The following is a 24,679-nucleotide window of genomic DNA, read 5'->3' as shown; positions in this document are numbered from 1 at the left end:
TTCAATCAACATTTGTGATGATTTCTCCCGCTCACCATTGATCCTGTCAAACGGCAGTCTGCATGGAATTCATGCAAACCATAAGCGAGGGTGGCGAAATTGGTAGACGCACCAGGTTTAGGTCCTGACGGGTTAACCCCCGTAGGGGTTCGAGTCCCCTCCCTCGCACCACACCTTTAAACTATTCAGCAATGTGCCTAAAATTGAGGCGTTTTCAGCCATTTTTTTTGCATAGCACCATGCCTGATCAATCCATTACGCTTTAAATTTTTTACAGTCTCCGGTTCACTAGAATCTCGCAGTTCGGGTGTTATTCCTGAATTTATTTTTTTGGAGACTGAGGCATAATGAAAAAACCTCCTATATATAAGAACCTGTATTTTCAGGTGCTGGTGGCGATTGCTGTCGGTATTACATTAGGGCATTTTTATCCTGGGACCGACGAGGTCATCAACGGTGTCAAGCACCATATTCCAGGTCTGGCAGAGCATATGAAGCCTTTGGGAGATGGCTTCATCCGGCTTATCAAAATGGTGATCGCACCGATCATTTTCTGTACGGTGGTTAGCGGTATTGCCAGTATGGAGAGCATGAAGTCTGTTGGCAAAACCGGTGGCATTGCCTTGCTGTATTTTGAAGTGGTGACCACATTTGCATTGATCATTGGCCTGGTGATTGTGAATTTTGTCGAGCCAGGCTCAGGCATGAACGTCAAAGTATCCGAACTGGATGCCGCCAGCATTGCGCAGTATGAGAACAAAGCGCAGTCAACGGTTGAGTTCATTATGAATATCATTCCCAAGACGGTCGTAGGCGCTTTTGCTGAAGGGGATATTTTGCAGGTGCTGTTTTTCTCGGTGCTGTTTGGTTTTGCGCTGCATCGTCTAGGGAAATATGGAAAACCACTGCTGGAAGTGATTGACCAGATTGCGCATGCAATGTTCAATGTGGTCAACATCATCATGAAGGTGGCACCCATTGGCGCATTCGGTGCAATGGCGTTCACCATTGGCCGTTACGGCATCGGCACCTTGTGGCAGCTTGGGCAGTTGATGCTGTGTTTTTATGCGACCTGCCTGCTGTTTGTTATTTTTGTACTGGGCGCCATTGCGCGTGCCTGTGGCTTCAGTATTTTCAGACTGATACGGCTGATTCGTGACGAACTGCTCATTGTGCTGGGCACTTCGTCTTCAGAATCTGTATTGCCACGCTTACTGAAAAAGATGGAGCTGGCCGGCTGTTCCAAGTCGACTGTGGGCCTGGTCATACCTACGGGTTATTCATTCAACCTGGACGGGACGTCGATTTATTTGACGATGACAGCGATTTTTATCGCGCAGGCGCTGGGTATTGAACTGTCGCTGAAAGAGGAGATCGGGCTGCTGGTGATTCTGCTGCTTTCGTCCAAAGGCGCTGCGGCGGTGACTGGCGGCGGGTTCATTGTGCTGGCCGCCACATTGTCGGCGGTCGGCACCATCCCTGTAGCCGGTGTTGCGCTGGTATTGGGGATTGACCGGTTCATGTCGGAGGCGCGCGCATTGACCAATCTGGTTGGCAACAGTCTGGCAACCATTGTGGTGTCTAAATACTGTGGCCAGCTCGATAACGAGAAACTTCACCATGCATTGAATAACCCGCAGGAGGTGGACCAGGCAATGCTGACATAGGCCGCAACCCATTCTCGCAATGTGAGAAATCATAGGCACAAAATTAACAGGTTTTGTGCCACCCGGTGGGTCAAAACATGTTTTTAAGATATGTGTTTTTGCAGTGCAAAACGCATGACTTGCACAGCGGTACCTCATGACACTTCACAGTTCATCATGAGGTATTGTTGTTTAGCTGTTTTTTGTTACCCCAAGAGGGTGCCCTGTCATTTCTGGTTAGGGAAAGCTTGTTGCAAAATAGTTTCTGCCCCCGTGTCTGCCACGGGGCCGATGACTTCAACCGTGTGCGACCCATGGCGCATGAGTTCCGCACAGGGGAGTGGCAGCAGGGTTGCGCTGGGCCCTTCGAGATCGGCAAAATACTGACCGGAAGCGGCGAAAACCACCCGGCGGATACCGCTCCAGAAAATAGCCGCAGCACACATGGCGCACGGTTCACCACTGGCATAAATAGTGGCATTTTTCAGTTGCGCCGGTTTCAGCCCTGCAATGCGCCGGATGACATTCATTTCGGCATGTCCTGTCGGGTCTGCGCTGGTGCATTCATCATTTTGTCCCTCGGCCAGAATATTTCCCTGTGCATTTCCTAACACAGAGCCGAATGGACGGTTTCCCAGCGCAAGTGCTGTGGCAGACAGTTCGACTGCACGGGCAAGCAGGCGCTTGTCGGTTGAAGACAATGGCATGATCTGACTCCTTCAGAATGTAAATGAGTGGCCACGGGACAACTTGATTGTAAAAGGCTTATGCCAAACAGAGTTGATAAAGGTCAGCGTGCATACAGTGGTTGTTTTCTTTGGGAGATTTCTTGAAGGCAGGGAAAATGCGCAGGCATAAAAAATCCCCCGGGGATACCGGGGGAAAAGGATCGATTTTGGGATTTTTTAGGTTGGTTATTTCTGCGGATCGAACTGCTTGTCTTTGATGAACAGCGCAGGTACCAGGCCGCACAGGAAGTAGGCACCGCCCATTACCAGGAAGCCCATACCGATATGGCCGGCATCAGCCAGACCGCCAATCACCATCGGTGCGGCCATCGCCATGACGCGGCCCACATTGTAGGCACCACCCACAGCAGTACCACGGATCTTGGTTTCAAAGCTTTCGGTCATGTAGGTGGCGTTGACACCGTAAGGAATACCATAGACAAAGCCAAACGCAATCATCAGGTAAATGATGTTGTCATGATTACCGTACCAGACAATCAGCGGGATACACACCGCTGCGCCCATGGCACCGAACGCGTAGACAGCACGGCGTCCAATTTTGTCAGCCACCCAGCCGGCAATGATTTTGCCCAGAATCATGGCGGTGTAGTAACCAACCATGTAGTCGGTCATTTTCTTAAATGCCAGACCGGTTTCCTGTTCCAGGTAGGTGGGCATCCAACTGCCGATACCATAGTAACCAAACTGCAGAAAACCTGCGGTAATACACCACAGCAGGAACATTTTGCGTGTGGTCGGGTCACTGAAAATGATTTTGTAAGCACTTTCAGCTTTTTCCACAACCTTACCGGCAAGATTGTCAGCCTTGTCTTTCAGGCGCTTGGCGTTGGCGCGGATCCATGACTCGGGTTCCGGCACAATCCAGTGCATCAGAAATGCCAGTACAACCGGGATCAGTGCAATATAGAACAACCAGCGCCAGCCGTGGACAGGAATGATTGCTCCGGCCAAAATGGTTGCCAGCAGATAGCCGACAGACCAGCCAGCCTGCAGCCCACCCAGCACCGTGGTACGGTATTTGGTAGGCACGTATTCTGCCATCAGCGTGTTACAGGTTACATAGGCAGCGCCCAGACCCAATGCAGCAAGAAAGCGGAAAATCGCGAATTGCCAGTAATTATGTGTGGCACCTAATGCAGCGGTACCTACGGAAAAAATCACCACGCACCAGGTAACGGTTTTAACCCGGCCAAAACGGTCAGATGCCCAGCCGCCGTAAATGCCGCCAATGGCCATGCCGAATAGCGTAATGGTTTGCAATGAACCCGCTTCAGAATTGGAAAGCCCAAAGTCTTCGATCAGTGATTTCAGGCTGTATGACAGGAACATCAGATCTGCTCCGTCCATCATCAGCACCAGGAAGCCGAATATAAACACGGCTATCCATGTTTTACTGCCCGGTTGTTGTGTTGTAGCACTTGTTGTATTCATTTAGTTTGCGTCTCCTACTTATAACAAAACACAATGCAAAAAAAGGGCAGAGGGTTGGTCCGCCACCCCTTTATTTGTTCCTTAACAAAAATCAAATAGTTTTAAGCCTGTGCGTCTTTGATCATGTTGCGAGCAATGACGATCTGCTGAATCTGGGTAGTTCCTTCATAGATACGGAACAGGCGTACATCCCGGTAAAAACGTTCTGTTGCATATTCTGAGATGTAACCTGCACCACCTAAAATCTGTACTGCGCGATCTGCCACACGGCCGCACATTTCAGAGGCGAACATCTTGCAGCAGGAGGCTTCGGTGGAAACTTTTTCTTTGTTGTCCCGTTTGCGGGCGGCATCCAGAATCATGCAGCGGGCCGCATAGATTTCGGCCTTGCTGTCTGCCAGCATGGCTTGCACCAGTTCAAATTCAGCAATGGGCTGGCCGAACTGTTTACGCTCGATGGCGTAACGCAATGCGTCATCCAACATGCGCTCGGCAGCACCGGTACAGATGGCTGCGATGTGCAGGCGGCCTTTGTCCAGCACTTTCATGGCGGTTTTAAAACCCACACCTTCTTGGCCGCCGATGATGTTGGCCGCCGGTACCTTGCAGTTTTCAAAGATCACGTCAGCGGTATGGGCGCCTTTTTGTCCCATTTTTTTGTCGCGCTTGCCAACCGTGAGCCCCGGGGTGTCTCTCTCAACGATGAAAGCGGTAATGCCTTTCGCACCTTTGATTTCCGGGTTGGTGCGTGCGAGCACGGTGAACATGCCGGCTTCGGGCGCATTGGTGATAAAGCGTTTGGTGCCGTTGAGAATGTAAAAGTCGCCTTCGCGCTTGGCTGAGGTGCGCAGTGATGCCGCATCAGAGCCAGCGTCGGGCTCGGTCAGTGCAAAAGAGGCGATCAGTTCGCCAGAGGCCAGTTTGGGCAGGTATTTCTGTTTTTGCTCTTCGGTGCCATCAACGATGATGCCTTGTGAGCCAATGCCGTTGTTGGTGCCGATCAGTGAGCGGAAGCAGGGCGATGTTTTTGCAATTTCAAACGCGATCAGCACTTCTTCTTCCATGGTCAGGCCAAGGCCGCCGTACTCTTCCGGCGTGCTCAGGCCAAACAGCCCGAGTTCTTTCATTTCGGCAACAATATCCTGCGGGATTTCGTCTGTTTCAGCGACGATTTCTTCTGCGGGGATCAACCGTTCTTTGACGAAACGAGACAAAGAGTCGAGTAAAACGTTGAGTGTTTCTTGATCACGAATCATTTTTTTTCCTAAGTTCGATTTTGGCGTCGATTGCCGCCGATGCTGTTGACGATATTAACCAGACGCGGCCCGATGTCGTTTTCAAGCCGGTCTTTGGTCAGGAGAAATGCGGCACCGCCGCAACTGAAAGCCATGAAATTGCCGTCATGGTCCTGAAAAGGTACGCCGACAGCACTGATATCTTTTTCCCATTCGCTGATCGATATGCAAAAACCGCGTTCCTGATAATCGCGCAGGGCTTGCTGAATGCCTTTTTCAAGGTGCGGCCAGTTCTGTTCGTCACGCATGCGCAACTGGCCCATGAGGAAATTGCGCTCAGATTCGGGCAGGCCGGCCAGGTAAGCTTTGCCTAATGCGGTATTGACAATGGGAAGACGAGAACCTACGCCGCGGCGGGTGCCGATCGGGGCATTGCTGCGCACGGTTTCAACATAGACCATGCTCAACCGGTCGCGTACCCCGATGGATACGGACGCCTGCGAATATTCGGCCAGATCCTGCAACATGGGTTTGACGATCTGGCGGATGCCGATATTGGACAGCAGGGCATAACCCAAGGACAGTACGCCAATGCCCAGACTGTATTTGGACAGGGTCGGGGAAAAATCCAGATAACCCAGCGTGACCAAAGTGCCGGCCAGCCGGGATACAGAGGGTTTTGGAATGCCGGAGCGGCGCGCCAGTTCTGCCACGCCAAGGTAACGCTCTCCAGGCCCGAAACAACGCAAAAGCTCCAGCCCGCGAGCCAGCGCAGTCACAAACTGCCGTTCTTTGGGGCCATTCTCATTATTGAAATGAGCAATATCGTTGTCTTCGTAACCAGTTGTCACGAGCTTGTCTCCTTGATTTCGGATATTTTTTTCTGAACTTTTTTGTTTATTCAATAATTCTGTCATGGTTTTTACCTTTCAGTCAACAAAAATGAAATTGTGTTTCGCTGTGCGGAATTTTCTTAAGTATATAAGAGTTGCGCCAGAATGGGGGCTGCAGAATTGTTCTCCTGTTTTACTCAGTAAAACAGGTCTTTTTCTTTACAAAAGTGCTATGTTTTATTAAAGTGAAAAGCCTTTGAAACGTTCTATTATTAAAACAGTGTTCCACAATGCGGAACGGAGACATTATGAAAGAAGTCATCTTAGAAGGGCCTGAAGCAGGCATCGCTACGCTTCGTATCAACCGTCCTGAAGTCCGAAATGCGCTCAACCAATCCGTTCGCCAGCAACTGGCCGAGCATTTTGCCGCGCTGGGCCGGGATAGCGAAACACGCTGCATCATCATTACCGGAAACGAGCAGGCATTTGCTGCCGGAGCTGACCTGCGTGATATTGCGGAAAGTACCGCAATAGACATGCATTTGCGGCAGGTGCATCTGTTGTGGAAAGTCATCGCCGACTGTCCGAAACCGGTGATTGCAGCAGTCAATGGTTATGCGCTGGGTGGTGGGTGTGAACTGGCCATGCACGCAGACATCATTGTGGCAGGGCAGAGTGCCTTATTTGGTCAGCCCGAAATCAGAGTCGGGATCATGCCCGGAGCCGGTGGAACCCAACGGCTGGTGCGCACCGTGGGGAAATTCCAGGCCATGAAAATGTTGCTTACAGGCCAGCCTGTCACGAGTCAGGAAGCGCTGACGATGGGGTTGGTGAGTGAAGTTGTGGAAGACGACAAGGTTTATGCAAGGGCTTATGAGCTTGCCAAAACCATTGCCAAGATGCCGCCGCTGGCTGTCACACAAATCAAGGAAGTGTTGCTGGCCGGGCAGGATGCATCGCTGGATACGGCGCTGATGCTGGAGAGAAAAGCTTTCCATCTGCTGTTTGCCAGCGAGGATCAGAAGGAAGGCATGCGTGCTTTTTTTGAAAAACGTAAACCCTCTTATACAGGACGCTGAAATATGAATGACTCTTCAAAAACTCCCGATGTACTAGGTGTTGTTGGTGCTGGCCTGATGGGCCGGGGTATTGCCCAGATTGCAGCGCAAGGGGGCATTGAGGTTAAGCTTTATGACAACCGTCCTGGCGGTGGGGAGGAAGCGCGCGAAGCGATTGTGGCGATGCTGGGCAAACTGGCTGCCAAAGGGAAAATGACCGAGGCAGACCTTGCTGCAGCGTCGGCCAGATTGCAGGTGGCCGCTACGCTCAATGATCTGGCGCCCTGTACCGTGGTGGTGGAAGCCATTGTTGAAAACCTGGATGTCAAGCGCGAATTGTTTACGCAACTGGAAGCGATTGTCAGCGAAAAATGCATTCTGGCAACCAACACGTCATCGCTTTCGGTGACGGCGATTGCCGCAGCATGTAAACATTCAAACCGGGTGGCTGGGTTTCACTTTTTCAGCCCGGTGCCGTTGATGAAAATTGTTGAAATCATCTCCGGGCCTTTGACCGATGGCTGGGTGGCGGACAAGCTGATTCAAATGGCCAAAGCCATGGGGCATACGCCGGTGCGCGCCAGCGATACGCCCGGATTTATTGTGAACCATGCCGGCCGGGGGTATTTGACGGAATCGCTGCGTATTCTGGGGGAAAGCATTGCTCCATACCCGGAAGTGGACCGCATTTTGCGCCAGTCGGCAGGGTTTCGCATGGGGCCGTTTGAACTGCTGGACTTGACCGGGCTGGATGTGTCGCAGCCGGTGATGGAGTCTATTTATAACCAGTTTTACCAGGAGCCACGTTTCCGGCCGTCACCACTGGCGCGTCTGCGCCAGGCTGCAGGCTTGCTGGGACGTAAGACCAAACGCGGGTTTTATGTTTATACGGAAGGGCAAAAACAGGAAATTCCGGCACCCGCAGTGCCGGCTCGTAACGACATGTCGGTGTGGCTCAGTGCAAATGATGCCAAAGCGTTCCCGGCGGTTGCCGAACTGCTGGGCACCCTGGGGATCAAGCGTGATCAGGCTGAACGCCCTGGCGACAAATCCATCTGTCTGGTTTTGCCTGTGGGGCAGGACGTTACCACCGTGGCATTGGCGCAGGGACTGGATCCGGAGCGCACTGTCGGGCTGGACCCCTTGTTCCTCAACAAGCAGCGCACATTGATGACCAACCCCAAAACATCACCCGCGGTGCGTGATGCCGCGCATGCCATGTTTCACACCGAGGAGGTGCCGGTTTCTGTGATTCACGACAGCGCCGGATTTGTCTGCCAGCGTGTGGTGGCGACCATTGTCAATATCGGTTGCGATATTGCACAGCAAAGCATTGCCACCCCGGAAGACATTGATAAAGCCGTGACTTTAGGACTCGGGTATCCGAAAGGGCCTTTGGCCATGGGGGATGCGCTGGGGGCTGCAACGGTGTTGAAGATTTTGGACAACCTGTTTGATTTTTACCGTGACCCCCGCTATCGCCCAAGCCCATGGCTGAAACGCCGCGCCATGCTGGGCATGTCATTGCTGACACCTGATAGCTGATTCGAATACATATTTTTGAGTAAGAAGGAAAACCGAATGTTAAATGCATATATCTATTCTGGGCTGAGAACTGCTTTTGGTCGTCAGGCCGGTGCTTTGGCGCCTGTGCGCCCGGATGACCTGGTTGCCGCTGTCATGCAGAAAATACTGGCAGACGGCCCTTTTACTGCGGAGCAGGTTGAAGATGTGCTGCTGGGATGCGCCTGCCAGGCAGGTGAAGACAGTCGCAACATTGCACGCCATGCGGTGTTGCTGTCGGGCCTGCCTGCGACCACGCCGGGGCAGACGGTGAACCGCCTGTGCTCCAGTGGTCTGGCTGCTGTTTTGGATGCTGCACGTGCCGTAACATGTGGGGAGGGAGAACTTTACATTGCCGGTGGTGTGGAAAATATGAGCCGGGCGCCATTCGTGGTAGCCAAGAGCGAAAAAGCCTACGGCCGTGAATTCAAGGTGTTTGACTCAGCGATTGGCGCACGTTTCCCCAATCCGAAAATCACCAAAATGTATGGCAATGACACAATGCCGGAAACGGCAGACAACGTTGCCAAGGATCTGGGACTGACGCGCGAAGAAAGCGATATTTTTGCAGCAGGCTCTCAATCCAAATTTGCTGCAGCGCAGGCCAGCGGCTTTTTTGACGGTGAGATCATGCCCATTGAGGTGCCTACCGGCAAGAAAACGCCACCGAAACTGGTCAATGTGGACGAGCACCCGCGTGCCGATACAACGGTTGAATCATTGGGCAAGTTGAGAGCGCTGTTTGAAGGCGGTGTGGTCACAGCCGGGAATGCTTCCGGTGTGAACGACGGTGCTGCAGCGATGTTTGTGGGCAGCCGTGAAATCGGTGAAAAGGCCGGTGCCAAACCGATGGCGCGCATTTTGTCCGGTGCCGCAGTCGGGGTGGAGCCGCGCATCATGGGCGTGGGGCCTGCCTATGCGATTCCGAAGGCGCTGGAACGTGCCGGGCTGACGCTCAAGGACATGGACGTCATTGAAATCAACGAAGCATTTGCTTCCCAGGTTTTGGGTTGTCTGAAGCTGATGAATGTGGCGTTTGATGATCCGCGTGTCAATCCGAACGGTGGGGCGATTGCAGTGGGGCATCCGCTGGGGGCTTCTGGCGCACGTCTGGCATTGACGGCCTGCCGTGAACTGGAGCGCAGAGGCGGGCGTTATGCTGTGCTGAGCCTGTGTATCGGAGTCGGTCAGGGGCTGGCCGTTGTGATTGAGCGCGTTTAATGTTTTTTAATAAGTAATATAACTGGAGGAGTTGTAATGGCAGGTGCATTATCCAATATTCGTGTGCTTGATTTATCACGTGTACTGGCAGGTCCGTGGTGTGGACAGATTCTGGCGGACTTGGGCGCTGAGGTCATTAAGGTGGAGCGGCCCGGCAGCGGGGATGATACCCGCGGCTGGGGCCCACCGTACCTGAAAGATGAAGAGGGCAATGAATTCCCTAAAGATTCTGCCTACTATCTGGCGGCAAACCGTAACAAAAAATCGGTCACCATCAATCTGTCTAAGCCAGAGGGGCAGGAACTGATCCGTGAACTGGCCAAAAAGAGCGATATTTTTATCGAAAACTACAAAGTGGGCGATATGAAGCGTTACGGGCTGGGGTATGAAGACCTGAAAAAACTCAACCCCGGGCTGATTTACTGCTCTATCACCGGCTTTGGTCAGGATGGCCCGTTATCCAGCCTGGCCGGATATGACTTTGTGGTTCAGGGCATGGGGGGGCTGATGAGCATTACCGGCGAGCGCGATGACCTGCCGGGCGGCGGCCCGCAGAAAGTGGGGGTGGCGTTTGCCGATATCATGACCGGCGTGTATTCGACGATTGCGATTCTGGCAGCGTTGGCGCATCGCAACAACACCGGCGAGGGGCAGTATATTGATATGTCGCTGCTGGATGTGCAGGTAGCCACCATGGCCAACATGAATATGAATTACCTGGTTTCCGGGAAGGTTCCCAAACGCCAGGGCAATGCGCATGCCAACATTGTGCCGTATCAGGTGTTCAATGCCAAAGACGGGCAACTGGTGCTGGCCGTGGGTAACGACAGCCAGTTTGCCAAGTTCTGCGAAATTTTGGGACACCCGGAACTGGCTGAGGATGAGCGCTTTAAAACCAATGCGGGGCGCGTGCGCAACCGTGAGACGGTGGTGCCGATCATTCAGGAGTTCCTGATGGAAAAGAATGTGTATGACTGGATCGGCCCGATGGAAATGGCAGGGGTGCCGTGTGGCGCCATTAACAACATTGCGCAAACGTTTGAACACCCGCAGGTCAAGCACCGTGGCATGAAGATTGAATTGCCGCATCCGCTGGTGGGCAAGGTGCCTTTGGTGGCAAGCCCGTTGCGCCTGTCTGCTTCTCCGGTGGAGTACCGCACTGCACCGCCAACGCTGGGGCAGCATACCCATGAGGTGCTGAGTGCTTTGACCGGGCTTTCTGAAGCCGAACTGCAAGCGCTGGCAAGCAAAGGGATTACTTCCTGAGCAGCCTTGGTTGATTGAAAAGAAGCCTGCAAAACCCTCATGAATAAGATGCTCTTGTTGGTGAGGGTTTTGTTTTGGCGACAAAACAGCCGTGGCTTTGAATAAAGAGTGTGGTGGATATATATTTGACGGTATTCAAGGCCAATATTTTGAATATTAGCCATATTTTATGGTGAGGCTGTTACAATATCCCGTTTGTTCGGTTGTCTGAACTGCTCGGCTTTAGCGGGTAGGCGGTTCATGGCAAACACAGAATTTAAAAGCAGCAGTTGCTGAAAGATGGAATGCAGGCGTTTTCTGCCTCTGTGCAAGGGGTCAAACGAATGACGCCAGGATATGACGGATTCAAAGAGAACTGGTGCTGAAGTTTAATAGGTTTAATTAAAGCAGATATCTGGTTTATTTCAGCTGTCAAGGCAGTAGCATTTGCAACCATGGTTGTGGGTGCGCTGCGCAGTACAGGTCTGAATAGAGCAGATGTGATATTCAAATTGAGAGAATACTTACCATGGCCGTAACCGTTGAAACACTTGAAAAACTGGAACGTAAACTGACGGTAGCTTTACCGCTGTCTGAGGTGCAAAAAGAGGTCGAGGCCCGTTTGCGCCGCCTGTCAAAGAAAGTCAAAATGTCAGGCTTTCGCCCAGGCAAAGTCCCGATGACGGTCGTGGCCCAGCAGTATGGTTATTCGGTTGAAAATGAAGTGCTGCAAGAGAAGGTCGGACAGGCTTTTTACAAGGCGATTCAGGAAGCCCAGCTGAGCGTGGCCGGTGCGCCTTCGTTCAAGCAGAAAACCGATGGAGTGTCTGAGGATGAACTGGCATTTGATGCCGTGTTTGAAGTGTTTCCGGAAGTGAAGCTGGGGGATTTGTCCTCAGTGGAAGTGGAGCGCGTCAGTGCCGATGTGGATGATGATGCGATTGACCGCACCATTGATATTTTGCGCCGCCAGCGTCGTACCTTCAATCAGCGTGCTGCTGATGAAGCTGCTGCTGAGGGCGATCGTGCCACGGTTGATTTTGAGGGCAAAATTGACGGTGAACCGTTTGAAGGCGGCAAAGCCGAGGGGTTTGCGTTTGTGCTGGGCGAAGGCCAGATGCTCAAAGAGTTTGAAGATGCCGTGCAGGGCATGAAAGTGGGCGAAACGAAAACGTTCCAGTTGAATTTCCCGGCGGATTACCATGGTAAAGAGGTTGCCGGTAAACAGGCAGACTTCCTGATCACACTGAAAAAGCTGGAAACCCAGGTACTGCCGGAAGTGGATGACGCATTTGCCAAATCCCTGGGCGTGGCTGATGGCACGGTGGATGCACTGCGTGCTGATATCCGCAACAATCTGGAGCGCGAAGTCAAATTCCGCCTGCTGAACCGCAACAAGCAGGCTGTGATGGATGCGCTGCTTAAAACGGCAGAACTGGACTTGCCGCAATCGATGGTGACATCCGAATTGCAGCGTATGGTGGAAAGCGCACGCGCCGAGCTGCGTGCCCGCGGTATTAAAGATGCCGACAAGGCCCCGATTCCGCAGGATGTATTCAAGCCGCAGGCTGAGCGCCGTGTCCGTCTGGGCCTGGTGGTGGCCGATCTGGTGAAAGCCAATGACCTGGGGGCCAGCAAAGAACAGGTGCAAAACCATGTGAATGAACTGGCTGCCAGCTACGAAAGACCGGAAGAGGTGGTTCGCTGGTATTATTCTGAACCACAGCGCATTGCCGAGGTAGAAGGCATCGTGATTGAAGCCAATGTGACGGATTTTGTGCTGGAAAAAGCCAAGGTAACCGACAAGAAGATTTCCTTTGAAGAGTTGATGGGGCAGCAATAATCCCCATATAAGAGGCTGTCTTATATTTTTTGGGAGTCGTGATGAGCGCACTTGAAACACGTAACCTGGGGCTGGTGCCCATGGTGATTGAGCAATCTGGCCGGGGAGAGCGTGCTTACGATATTTACTCCCGGTTGCTGCGTGAGCGGATTATTTTCCTGGTCGGGCCGGTGGATGACCATACGGCCAATCTGGTGGTGGCTCAGTTGCTGTTTTTGGAAAGCGAAAACCCGGATAAAGAGATTTCGATGTATATCAACTCTCCGGGGGGCTCTGTGACAGCCGGCATGTCTATTTTTGACACCATGCAGTTCATCAAGCCGGATGTGTCGACACTGTGTATCGGCATGGCTGCCAGCATGGGGGCATTTCTGTTGGCTGCGGGGACAAAAGGCAAGCGTTATTCGCTGCCAAATTCCAAAATCATGATCCATCAGCCTTTGGGCGGAGCCCAGGGGCAGGCCTCGGAGATTGAAATTCATGCCCGCGAAATTCTGAAAACACGTGAACAGCTCAACCAGATTCTGGCTGATCGTACCGGGCAGCCATTGGAAAAGATTGCGCATGATACCGACAGGGATTATTTCCTGACCGCGAATGAGGCGCAGGAGTATGGCCTGATTGATAAGGTCATTGATAAACGCGGCTAAACATATCTAGCGCGTTTGCTGCTGTGTCGGGGTTTTGACCCTAAAAGGCCTGAAATTCAACGGGCCTTTTCTTTTGCTGTGGGAATGGTTTTGGCTGGAATGTAAAGCCGGTTTGGCTGAAAAACACCGATCAGCGGACTTTATGCGTTTTAGCGTATCATGTGCTTTGATATGGGTGGTAAACAGGTCATTTCCTTTTAGAGGTTTTGAAATTTATGTCTGATAAAGATAACACGTCCGATTCAAAAGATGTGGAGTTGTACTGTTCTTTCTGCGGAAAGAGCAATAAAGAAGTCAAGAAACTGGTGGCTGGCCCCTCCAATGTGTTCATCTGCAATGATTGTGTCAAGCTTTGCGCTGAAATGATCAAAGAAAGTCTGAACACCAAAGACGCCCAGGACGGTGAGGCGGAGTTGCCTACGCCTGCGCAGATCAAAGCCAATCTGGACGCTTATGTGATTGGGCAGGAGATTGCCAAACGCATTCTCAGCGTGGCGGTTTATAACCACTACAAGCGCTTGCGGCACCAGGGCGAAGGGCAGATTGATGAGGACGACGAAGTCGAGCTGGCAAAGAGCAATATTTTGCTGATCGGGCCGACCGGGTCAGGTAAAACGCTGCTGGCACAGACGCTGGCGCGGCAGTTGAATGTGCCGTTTGTGATGGCCGACGCAACCACGTTGACCGAAGCCGGTTATGTCGGTGAGGACGTTGAGAATATCATTCAAAAGCTGCTGCAGTCGTGCAATTACGATGTGGAAAAAGCACAAAAGGGTATTGTTTATATTGATGAAATTGACAAAATTTCACGCAAATCCGATAACCCTTCCATCACCCGCGATGTTTCGGGCGAAGGTGTGCAGCAGGCATTGCTCAAGCTGATTGAAGGCACGGTGGCAGCCATTCCGCCCCAGGGCGGGCGCAAGCACCCGAATCAGGATTTTATCCAGGTGGATACCACCAACATCCTGTTTATCTGCGGCGGTGCATTTGCCGGCCTGGAAAAGGTGGTGGAAAACCGCACTGAGGCTTCCGGCATTGGGTTTGGCGCTGTGGTCCGCAGCAAATCTGGCCGCGACATCACTGAACTGTTTTCAGAAGTGGAGCCGGAAGATATTGTGAAATACGGGCTGATTCCGGAGCTGGTGGGGCGTTTGCCGGTGGTTGCCACACTGGGCGAGCTGAATGAGGATGCTTTGATCCAGATTCTGACCGAACCGAAGAATGCACTGATCAAGCAATATCAGCGGCTGTTTGAACTGGATGGCGCCCAGCTTGAGTTTACGGCGTCAGCCTTGAAAGCCATTGCCAAAAAGGCGATGAAGCGCAAAACAGGAGCCCGTGGCCTGCGTTCTATTCTGGAAGAGGTGTTGATTGATACCATGTATGATTTACCCAGTCTGCACGGGGTAGACAAGGTGGTAGTCGATGAAAATACCGTGGCTGACAGGAAGAAACCCCTGATTGTGTATCAGGAGTCGGCCAAAAGTGCGTAAAGCGCAGGGTCAATAACGCCGCAGGGGTTGATTTCTGTTCAGACAGCCCCATTTCTGTAACTGATTGTGCGGTGAAAGCACGTTGTGCCCTGGGGGAACTGTCTGGTTGAGGCGGGGGAGTTTTTCCGCAAGGGGTACAGGTGTGTTACGCAGCTAAGTAAATCAGACACTTGGCCGCTGGTTGGCCAGTCTGGTATTTGATATGTATAAATAAGGGTGGATTTATGTCCGGTCATCCCGAAGAAAAGATTTCTGAATTTGCAAAACTGCCATTGCTGCCTTTGCGCGATGTGGTGGTTTTTCCGCACATGGTGATTCCGCTGTTTGTAGGGCGCCCCAAGTCTATCAAGGCACTTGAAGCGGCTATGGCTGGGGATGATCATCAGATCATGCTGGTGGCACAAAAAACCGCCGGGCAGGACGAGCCCAAGCCGGATGATCTGTTTGATGTGGGCTGTATTGCCACCATTCTGCAGATGCTCAAGCTCCCAGACGGAACCGTCAAGGTGCTGGTCGAGGGCAGCAAGCGTGCGCATGTGCAGTCGGTCACGGAAGAGGATGAGTTGTTTATTGCGACTGTACAGCCGCTGGTCAACAACAACGAGAGTACTTCTGAAATTGAGGCATTGCGCCGTGCCGTGGTGTCGCAGTTTGATCAGTATGTGAAGCTGAATAAAAAAATTCCGGCCGAAATTCTGGCCTCGGTTTCAGGCATTGACGATGCCGGCCGGCTGGCAGATACCATTGCCGCACACCTGCCGCTCAAACTGGAGCAAAAGCAGGAAGTGCTGGAACTGGCCAGTGTTCAGCAGCGGCTGGAAAACCTGTATGGCCAGTTGGAACGCGAAGTGGATATCCTGAATGTGGAGAAGAAGATCCGCGGGCGCGTGAAACGCCAGATGGAGAAAAGCCAGCGCGAGTATTACCTCAATGAGCAGGTCAAGGCGATCCAGAAAGAACTGGGCGAAGGCGAAGACGGCGCAGACATTGAAGATCTGGAAAAGAAGATCAAAGCTGCGCGCATGCCCAAGCTGGCTCTGAAAAAAGTGGAGTCCGAACTGAAAAAGCTCAAGCTGATGTCCCCGATGTCGGCTGAAGCCACTGTGACGCGCAACTACATTGATACGCTGGTGCAGTTGCCATGGAGCAAAAAGACCAAAATCAAGCAGGATCTGGCAGAGGCTGAAAAAGTGCTCAATGAAGACCACTACGGCCTGGAGCGAGTCAAAGACCGTATCCTGGAGTATCTGGCCGTGCAGAAACGCGTTGATAAGGTCAAGGCGCCGATTCTGTGTCTGGTGGGGCCTCCCGGCGTGGGGAAAACTTCGCTGGGGCAGTCGGTTGCGCGTGCCACCGGCCGTAAATATGTGCGCATGGCCTTGGGTGGCGTGCGTGATGAGGCGGAAATCCGCGGGCATCGCCGTACCTATATTGGTGCGATGCCAGGTAAGATTTTGCAGAACCTGACCAAGATCGGAACACGTAATCCGTTATTCCTGCTCGATGAAATCGACAAAATGGGTATGGACTTCCGGGGCGATCCGTCTTCTGCTTTGCTGGAGGTGCTGGACCCGGAACAGAACCATACGTTTGCCGATCATTATGCAGAGGTTGATTTCGATCTTTCGGATGTGATGTTTGTCGCAACATCCAATTCGATGAATATTCCGCCGGCATTGCTGGACCGTATGGAAGTGATCCGTCTGGCGGGTTATACCGAAGATGAGAAAAACCACATTGCGCAACGCTATCTGCTGCCTAAGCAGATGAAGCTCAACGGGCTGAAAGAGAATGAACTGGAGGTGACCGAATCGGCGATTCTGGGCATTATCCGGTACTACACACGTGAAGCCGGTGTGCGTGCGCTTGAGCGTGAGATTTCAAAAATCTGCCGCAAGGTTGTCAAAGGTGTGCAGTTAGGCACTTATAAAGACAAAGTCGAAGTCAGGGAAGAGAACCTGAACGACTTCCTGGGTGTGCGCAAGTTCGACTACGGGCATGCTGAAAAGCAGAACCAGGTCGGACAGGTGGTCGGGCTGGCATGGACGGAAGTGGGCGGCGATCTGCTGACCATTGAAGCTGCCGTGATGCCAGGCAAGGGCAACATCATTCGCACCGGTTCTTTGGGCGATGTGATGAAAGAGTCGATGGAGGCTGCACGTACGGTGGTACGCAGCAGGGCCCACCGGCTGGGCATTGCCGATGAGCTGTTTGAAAAACGTGATATTCACCTGCACGTGCCTGACGGCGCAACCCCGAAAGACGGCCCGAGTGCCGGGGCGGCGATGACAACCGCGCTGGTTTCAGCGCTGACCGGTATTCCGGTGCGCGCCAATGTGGCGATGACCGGTGAAATCACGTTGCGCGGAGAGGTGACGGCCATTGGTGGCTTGAAAGAAAAGCTGCTGGCGGCACACCGTGGCGATATCAAGACCGTGCTGATCCCGGAAGAGAATGTGAAAGATTTGCAGGAAATTCCGGAAAACGTCAAAAACCATCTGGAGATCATTCCGGTACGCTGGATTGACAGGGTGCTTGAAATTGCGCTGGAACGCATGCCCGAACCATTGTCTGATGAACCGGTCGTTGTTCCGCCGGCAGTTGCTGCCAAAACAGGGGATGAAACACGTTCCGGCCCGATGGTGGGCGCAGCAATCAAGCATTGATTGAATAATAATGCACAAGCCTTCTTGCAAAGGAGGCTTGTTTTATGTTAGAATTCCAAATTCGGACGCGGGGTGGAGCAGTCTGGTAGCTCGTCGGGCTCATAACCCGAAGGTCGTTGGTTCAAATCCGGCCCCCGCAACCAATTCAGATATCTATATCGATCCAATAAGGTCTAAAACTGAAGGCTTTGTTGGATTTTTTGTTTTGGGCAATGCCGTTTCTCCGGCTAAAGCCTGTGATTCTCCCAGGCCTTTGCAAGTCAAGGATACAGAATTTCATTTGCGCTATCAAATAATGCGATAATTTCTGGCGCTTGATCGTATTCTGTGAGGTAACAGAGCAGAATGGAGCGAGGATAAATGGCTGCAATGCTGACATATTGCCTGGTTCATGACGGGAGATGTTGCAGTTCAAAAGATGCAAATGTATTGCTGATGACCGATAAATGAAATGGTGTATGGATGGCGGGTTTTGTATACATATATTTGATAAACCGTGTATCAGGGTGAAGAAAAATGATGATGCGGTTTTGTCCAAAATGTCATACGGAGCGTGCTATCAGAGAAATTGTCTGCGAGGGCCAGGTCAACGGTGTGCCGTGCTGGTTTAACCTGTCAGAAGAGGCAATTCATGAATCCGGGTGGAGGCCGCCAGTACCTGTCGTCACGGCAGATCAGGTGGATCAGCCTCAAAGTTTGCATATACCTGAGCGACAACAAGGGCAACAAGAAGATGCTCAGGAAAACACAATAAACAACGCATCTGCACTGGATGCCCGCATTCACACGGAAACTGTGCCGGTGTTTGCCAGCGATGTTGCGTCCGGCGTGTCTTTGGCAAGCCCGGAGGCAACCGCAAGCAGCCATGACGCCTACCCGCACCCCATCAATGCGCAGGACCATGTGCCACCATCACAGGCGGTTGACGCTGGTTTACCGCAGGAAACCTGTATTGACGGCTGGCATTTAATCAGCCTGCTGAGTGCAACGGAAGGTTCTCATACGCGCTATTGGGCCAGGCACGATGATGACCGTGATGGCGTTCTGACTTTATGGAAACCCGGTGCAGAACCGGATGCCGATGTTTATGAAGTATTGCGCCGGCTTTCACGCCGTCATGTGCCTAAGCTTTTTGCCACCGGGCGTTTTCAGGACCAGCCGTATCAGGTCATGGAGGCACTTACCGGCGAAACGCTGTCTGATCTGGGAACCATGCTCAGTGATATACGCATGGTTCAATCCATTGTCAGAGAAGTGGGTGAGGCGCTGGATGCGCTCTCGGAAGCCGGGTTGCGTCATCGCGGGTTAAGGCCCTCGGCGCTGCTGATCAGAAGTAAAAGTCCGCTGGATCTGGTGATCAGCAGTTTTGGTTCCGCCAGCCTTTCTGACTATGATCTGGAAATTGTTTCCACGCTGGATATCACACGCTATTCTGCGCCGGAGACCATTGCCGGGGCCGTGTGCACTGCTTCAGACTGGTGGAGCCTTGGCATGATTTTGTTGGAGCAACTGACGCATGGTGCCTGCTTTGACAAGATGGATGAAGCGTCTTTCTTCATTCATGTCATGACCAATGGCGTTGAAATTCCAGAGAACCTTGATGCATCATTGCGCCGTTTGTTGGCCGGGCTGCTGGCGCGTAAACACCAGGAGCGCTGGCAATGGCCGCAGGTTCAGACATGGCTGCAAGGTGAAGAGGTTCCGCTTCCTTCAAAATTGGATGGCCAGAATACGTTCAGTGCTGAGGAGCCGATAGAACTGGCAGGCAGGCATTATCATCAGCCGGCGTTATGGGCTTTGGCTGCTGCTGAAAAGGATAACTGGCAGCAGGCCAGATTGATGCTTGAAGAAACCATCCCTGAATGGCTGGCAGGCATAGAGGGAATGGAAAAGCAGTGCAGTCTGTTAAAACAGATTTGCACGCACCCGCATTTGAACAGTGATTTCAGGCTGATGCTGGCGCTGCTGCTGCTGAATTCGCAAATGCCACTGGTTCTGGCTGGAGAGATCATATCGCCGGCCTGGCTTTTGAGGTATCCTGTTCAGGGGTATGAGCTGATCAGCGGGCCGGTTGTGGAGATGCTGGAGCAGATCAAAGCCGGGCACTGGCTGGGGCGCTTGCATGAACGCGCAAGGAGAGTGCGCCAGCAAGCACATCACCTGCATGTGCAGATGCAGGAGGATGCCCTGAGGGTTTATCTGCTGTATACAACGCATGCCCAACTGGTAGCTGCGGCACAGGAGCGCCGCTTGCTTTATCCTGATGCGCGTAATCATGCCGGTGTTTTGTCGTTACTTGAACATCAAAACCCCAGCAACGATGATTTGATCATTTTGCTTTCGGCATCTGTTGACCAGTTCGCCTCCGTGCAGGAGGTGGTTGATGCAGCCGCCGGGCTTGCCCGCACGGTTCAACTGGAGCCGTTTGACAAAGCACAGGCGCATCTTTACCTGCAGCAGCCGCGCCAGAAACTTTATCATGAACTCAATGGGCGCACTGAAGGGCTTGCAGTGACCGGCCAGCCCGAGATGGACCAGTGGATGGGGCAGTACCGGCTGGAAAGACGCCTGCCGCTGACGCAGTTGCTGGTGCTGTTGTCTGTGCCGCAGGCACACTGGGTTCTGCCCGGGAAACGTGCCTACCTTACCAGGATACTGGAGTTTTTTGAGAAAAAGGTGACGGTATCAGCCCTGATGGGACCGCTTGTACGCATGCGTATCGGGCGTTATACGCCCAGGGTAGACCTGACGGATTTGGGAACGGCACGTATCACCAGCCGGATGGTTGCGGACCATATTTTGAGCAGAAAGCAGAATCTGCTGGCAATCGATCCGGCCGCCATTCCAGATGATTCTTTTGTAAAGTCGCGTATCAGCAACCTGAGCCGCCAGTCCGATCTCTACAAGCGCGATACGGGAATTGATGGCTTGTACATGGGGTTTCCGTTTCTGTTGTTTCAGGACAGGCTCAGTTACCGCCTGCCGCGCATTGCGCCTTTGCTGCTTTGGCCGATCAAGCTGGTTCAGGATGTGGGAGAGCGCAGCAAATACCGTGTTTCATTTGACCATGACCGCGAGGAAGTGCGTATCAATCCGGCATTGGAAAATATTCTGGGCAAAGCCGAGTTCCAGCGCTGGGTGCAGACGATGGAAGCGCTTCTGACAGAACCTTTGCTGCAACATACCGATGTGATAAACCGCTTAAGCACACTGGCGCAGGTGTTGCCTTATGAGGGGATACAACCGATTCCGGTGAGTTTTGATATTCAGCCAGGGCAGGCCAAACTGGCATGCGCAGCGGTTTTTTTCCATGTTAATTTCATAGGGCAGGCTATCGGCGAGGAACTGCGCCAACTAAAGCATATGCCGCTTCACGGCACCGGGCTGGCAACGTTGCTGCGTTTGAATGAGGCGCAGGCACAGGAGCACATCGGGCCAACAACGCGGCGCCCAGAGGAGCAGCGGTTTTTGACCGTTCAGAGCGACCCTTCGCAGGAAGATGCCATTGATGCAGCCAGGTCAGGGGAAGGGCTTTCCATTGAAGGCCCGCCAGGGACCGGGAAAAGCCAGACCATTGTCAACATGGTGGCAGACGCCATAGGCTGCGGAAAAACATTGCTGATTGTGTGCCAGAAAAAAGCGGCACTGGAGGTTGTGCATAAACGGCTTGTTGCTGAAGGACTGGGGACGCGCTGTGTCATGATTCATGATACTTTCGCTGACCGTGATATGGTGATCCGCGGGGTGCGCGAGCAGATTGAAGGTTTACGTAAGCCGGCGAAAAAATTTCCGTATAGAACACGGCAACAGGTTGCCGCTGAGATCGAAAGCCTGGAAGGGCAACTGGACCGTTACAACGAAGCGTTGCAGATGACGGATCCTCAGACAGGGCTCAGTTACCGGCAATTGATGGTGGAGCTGATCGCGCTTCAAAAAGATGAAAAGCCGGTTGAGTTACCTGTTGCAAGAGTGTGTTTGAGTGAACTTAATCCCCAGCAACTGGTCAACCTCATTGCAGAAATGCAGCCTGTGCTCAAGCACTGGCTGCCGGCGTATTATGAAAATAGCCCATTGGCCGGGTTGCAGATTTTCCCAAATGATCCGGTTGTTATCGGCCAGTTCACCGAGCGTTTTGCCGCTTTAAAAGATGCGGATGGTGTTTTCTGCGATGCTCTGGCGCGTAACCGCGACCCGGTTGCCAAACTGGTTGCGCCTGCCCAAGCGTATAGCCAGTGGATCAAATTGTACCGTCAGGATTTGTTAAAGCTGGATGAAGATGACTTGCTGTATTTGAAGCGCTGGCAACCGCTTTTTGTGTCTTTATCCGGTAGCGACCATACAGGCGAAGGCAATGCATTGGTCGAGCAATTGCATCAGTTGCAGATTCAGCACAGCCAAGGCAATGCCCAGGACTGGCACGAACGGCTGTCGCTGAATATCGTGAAGATGAGCGATGATCTGCTCGATACCATTGAATTACAGGCCAGTGTGCTGGCAGAGCCAACGCCGTGGTATGCATTTTTCAGCTACAAATTTTTACAATGCCGTTCATCTGTGCGCAAGGTCCTAGCCGGGTTTGGAGAAGAGCAGAAAGATGCTGCTGCGGTCAGGGCGTTGCGCGATGCGCTGCGGTTGGAGGAAAAGTGGCGCCCGGTACGTCAGGCCGTGCAAAAGATATGTCTGGTGCTCAATGAGCCGGTTCCGGCCAATGAAAGCGGGCCTGCATTGGGCGACTACATTGCACAGTTGTATGGCGTGTTGCATAAGGTGCAGCAATGGTGTTTGCGTATCAGCCAATCGCCCAACCCGGAGGAAATCCGGCGTGTGATTTCAGAAACACAGCCAGCCAAAAATCTGCGGGAGCTGATGCTGTCGTACGATACCGCCATTTATTTCGATGGCTTGCAAACCAAACGCATACAGGCACTTGAAGCGCTGAAACCTTATTTTTCCGGGCAGTTGTTCCAGCATTGTCTGGATGCCATTGCGCGTCATGAAAAACTTCCGCCGGAAATTTCTCAAATTGGCATGGCGTGTGTGCATTTGGGGGCATATCAGAACTTTCGATTAGAGGTTCCGTACCTGAGCACCAGAGCGATGGAGCTGTTTGCTGCGTTAAGCCCCATGAGGGAAAAGCTCAAGGCATTGCCAGCGGCAAACCTGAACCGTGCGTTTGAACTGGCATTGCACTGTGAAGCGCGTCTTGCATGGAAAGAGCGGATTGAGCAGGATTATCCTGAACTGCTGCTGGGGCGGGAAGAGCGCTTGCATCAAATCAAACAGCTTTCCGAGGCGGATCAGCGTATGCGCCAGTTGAACCGGCTGATGCTTCAGGAGGCGCCAGTCAAGCAGCTTGCGCAGCCGCAGGCGTGGGAGGAAATTACCCGCTTGCGCGGCGCCAGGGCCAAACGGCTGAGGGAGTTTATTGAAACGGGTGAGCCTTTGGGGTTGATGAAGTTATGCCCGGTATGGCTCATGAACCCGGATGTGGCGAGCCGTGTTCTGCCGCTGAAGGCCGGTTTGTTTGACGCCGTGGTTTACGATGAAGCGTCTCAAATGCCGGTTGAATATGCTTTGCCTACATTATTTCGTGGCAAGCGCGTGATCATCAGCGGCGATGAAAAGCAGATGCCTCCGTCATCCTTTTTCTCTGCCCAGGTGGAAGCCGATGATGAAGATATGACGTTTTCAGACTCTCCTTATGTGCGTATGGAGCAGGACGGGCAGGGAGTATCCCAGGATGAATGGAACCGGCGCGAGATACTGGATTGCCCGGACCTGTTGCAACTGGCGCGTTCCGTGCTGCCCCAAACGACACTGCAGATCCATTACCGTTCAGACTATCGGGAACTGATTGCATATTCCAACGCGGCTTTTTATGGCAACCGGCTCAGTGTTCCGGTGAGCCACCCGCCGGAAAAAGTGCTTGAGGTCAAGCCGGTGGAGTTGATTCAGGTGAACGGCCTGTACCACGAACAGCAAAACAGGGATGAGGCACAGCGGGTGGTTGAAATTCTGGCGGCCATCTGGCAGGCTGCAGGAGAATTGCGTCCTTCGGTGGGTATTGCAACGTTCAATAAAAAACAGGCCAGCCTGATAGAAGACCTGCTGGAAAAACGGGCGCAGGAAGATGATGCATTCCGCCATGTTTACGCCTGCGAAAATCAGCGTAAGGAGAATGGCGAGGATATGTCCATCTTCGTGAAAAACGTTGAAAATGTACAGGGGGATGAGCGCGATATCATCATATTTTCAACCACGTTTGGTAAAAACAAGGATGGATTTTTCTACCGGAATTTTGGTGTGCTGGGGCAATATGGCGGTGAGCGCCGGTTGAACGTGGCTGTGACCAGAGCACGGCGTAAAGTCATCATGGTGACATCCATGCCGATTGCAGATATTTCTGACATGCTGACCACGCAGCGGGCTCCGGCAACGCCCAGAGATTATCTGCAGGCGTATCTGGAGTACGCCCGGCTCTTAACGGCAGGGGAACTCAAAAGTGCGCAGGGCTTGTTAAACCGGCTGACCATGATGCCTGGAGAGGGAATCGACATACAAAAGAATGACCATGTGGTGGACGATCCGTTCATTCGCGAGGTGGATGCCTATCTGCAATCGTTGAATGTACATTATCAGCGTGGGGCCGGCCGGGATGCTTTTGCGATGGATTTTGCGATTAAGGATTCGGAAAAAGGCCGGTTTATTTTGGGTATTGAGTGCGATGCACCTGTGCATCCGTTACTGAAATATGCCAGAGCCAGAGAGATATGGCGCCCGGGGGTATTAAAACGTGTGATTCCGAACATGCACCGCATTTCGTCGCAATTGTGGTATCTCAACGGGCAGGCTGAGCGGCTGCGGCTCAAATCAGCCATTGACCAGGCGCTGCGGGCGGCTGATCTGTCTGCCCCGCAGGCCAGTGCAAAGCAAGATGGTTAAACCGTGATTTTTGAGCGGTTGGGCGCGCTGATAAATACAAACGTATTTTCAGAATAAAGAAAGCCACTGCAATCCAAGCATGTACATGATGGATGATGGCG

The 24,679-nt window shown here is 52.6% G+C and carries 14 protein-coding genes and 2 tRNA genes; 12 read left to right on the top strand and 4 right to left on the bottom strand.

Annotation, left to right across the window (positions count from 1 at the left end):
- Window positions 1–84: 84 nt before the first annotated feature.
- Both CUZ56_RS07820 and CUZ56_RS07815 read left to right on the top strand, forming a co-directional pair.
- Window positions 85–171, top strand: a tRNA-Leu gene (locus CUZ56_RS07820).
- Between the two features lie 176 nt (window positions 172–347).
- Window positions 348–1,667 (top strand): dicarboxylate/amino acid:cation symporter, encoded by a 1,320-nt coding sequence (locus CUZ56_RS07815; RefSeq protein ID WP_126979825.1) that lies wholly within the window; start codon window positions 348–350, stop codon window positions 1,665–1,667.
- 206 nt (window positions 1,668–1,873) lie between these two features.
- Here the strand turns inward: CUZ56_RS07815 and CUZ56_RS07810 are convergent, their stop codons facing one another.
- The 4 genes from CUZ56_RS07810 to CUZ56_RS07795 all read right to left on the bottom strand — a co-directional run bounded on the left by CUZ56_RS07810 (window position 1,874) and on the right by CUZ56_RS07795 (window position 5,912).
- A complete protein-coding gene (locus tag CUZ56_RS07810; protein WP_126979824.1) occupies window positions 1,874–2,353 on the bottom strand; it encodes a nucleoside deaminase in 480 nt (159 codons plus the stop codon).
- Window positions 2,354–2,560: 207 nt separating this feature from the next.
- The gene (locus CUZ56_RS07805; protein ID WP_126979823.1) at window positions 2,561–3,826 is read right to left on the bottom strand and encodes an MFS transporter; all 1,266 of its coding nucleotides are present in this window, start codon (window positions 3,824–3,826) and stop codon (window positions 2,561–2,563) included.
- Between the two features lie 101 nt (window positions 3,827–3,927).
- On the bottom strand, window positions 3,928–5,082 hold the full coding sequence (locus CUZ56_RS07800) for an acyl-CoA dehydrogenase family protein (protein ID WP_126979822.1): 1,155 nt from the start codon (window positions 5,080–5,082) through the stop codon (window positions 3,928–3,930).
- Between the two features lie 8 nt (window positions 5,083–5,090).
- Window positions 5,091–5,912 (bottom strand): IclR family transcriptional regulator, encoded by an 822-nt coding sequence (locus CUZ56_RS07795; RefSeq protein WP_239442256.1) that lies wholly within the window; start codon window positions 5,910–5,912, stop codon window positions 5,091–5,093.
- 290 nt (window positions 5,913–6,202) lie between these two features.
- On the opposite strand from CUZ56_RS07795, the gene CUZ56_RS07790 reads away from it, so the two are divergent.
- The 10 genes from CUZ56_RS07790 (at window position 6,203) to CUZ56_RS07745 (ending at window position 24,578) form a co-directional block, all read left to right on the top strand.
- The gene (locus CUZ56_RS07790; protein ID WP_126979820.1) at window positions 6,203–6,973 is read left to right on the top strand and encodes an enoyl-CoA hydratase; all 771 of its coding nucleotides are present in this window, start codon (window positions 6,203–6,205) and stop codon (window positions 6,971–6,973) included.
- A gap of 3 nt (window positions 6,974–6,976) precedes the next feature.
- Complete coding sequence (locus CUZ56_RS07785; protein ID WP_126979819.1) at window positions 6,977–8,497, top strand: 3-hydroxyacyl-CoA dehydrogenase; 1,521 nt, start codon at window positions 6,977–6,979, stop codon at window positions 8,495–8,497.
- Window positions 8,498–8,533: 36 nt separating this feature from the next.
- Window positions 8,534–9,736 carry a 3-oxoadipyl-CoA thiolase gene (locus CUZ56_RS07780; protein WP_126979818.1) on the top strand — a complete coding sequence of 401 codons (1,203 nt, stop codon included), beginning with the start codon at window positions 8,534–8,536 and terminating at the stop codon, window positions 9,734–9,736.
- Window positions 9,737–9,772: 36 nt separating this feature from the next.
- A complete protein-coding gene (locus CUZ56_RS07775) occupies window positions 9,773–11,002 on the top strand; it encodes a CaiB/BaiF CoA transferase family protein (protein ID WP_126979817.1) in 1,230 nt (409 codons plus the stop codon).
- Window positions 11,003–11,510: 508 nt separating this feature from the next.
- Window positions 11,511–12,824, top strand: a complete 1,314-nt coding sequence (tig, locus tag CUZ56_RS07770; RefSeq protein WP_126979816.1) for a trigger factor — start codon at window positions 11,511–11,513, stop codon at window positions 12,822–12,824.
- Window positions 12,825–12,865: 41 nt separating this feature from the next.
- On the top strand, window positions 12,866–13,474 hold the full coding sequence (gene clpP / locus CUZ56_RS07765) for an ATP-dependent Clp endopeptidase proteolytic subunit ClpP (RefSeq protein ID WP_126979815.1): 609 nt from the start codon (window positions 12,866–12,868) through the stop codon (window positions 13,472–13,474).
- A gap of 215 nt (window positions 13,475–13,689) precedes the next feature.
- Entirely contained in the window at window positions 13,690–14,970 is a 1,281-nt protein-coding gene (clpX, locus tag CUZ56_RS07760; RefSeq protein WP_126979814.1) for an ATP-dependent Clp protease ATP-binding subunit ClpX, read from the top strand.
- Window positions 14,971–15,194: 224 nt separating this feature from the next.
- Complete coding sequence (gene lon, locus CUZ56_RS07755) at window positions 15,195–17,636, top strand: endopeptidase La (protein ID WP_126979813.1); 2,442 nt, start codon at window positions 15,195–15,197, stop codon at window positions 17,634–17,636.
- A gap of 66 nt (window positions 17,637–17,702) precedes the next feature.
- Window positions 17,703–17,779: transfer RNA gene (locus tag CUZ56_RS07750), tRNA-Met, on the top strand.
- A 373-nt stretch (window positions 17,780–18,152) separates the two neighbouring features.
- Window positions 18,153–24,578, top strand: a complete 6,426-nt coding sequence (locus CUZ56_RS07745; protein ID WP_126979812.1) for an AAA domain-containing protein — start codon at window positions 18,153–18,155, stop codon at window positions 24,576–24,578.
- The last annotated feature ends 101 nt before the right edge of the window (window positions 24,579–24,679 follow it).

Origin of the sequence: Saezia sanguinis, from assembly GCF_003991585.1 — a bacterium.
Classification (GTDB): Bacteria; Pseudomonadota; Gammaproteobacteria; order Burkholderiales; family Burkholderiaceae_C; genus Saezia; species Saezia sanguinis.
The sequence above is the reverse complement of the archived record's forward strand: the minus strand, read 5'-3'. Positions and strand labels throughout refer to the sequence as shown.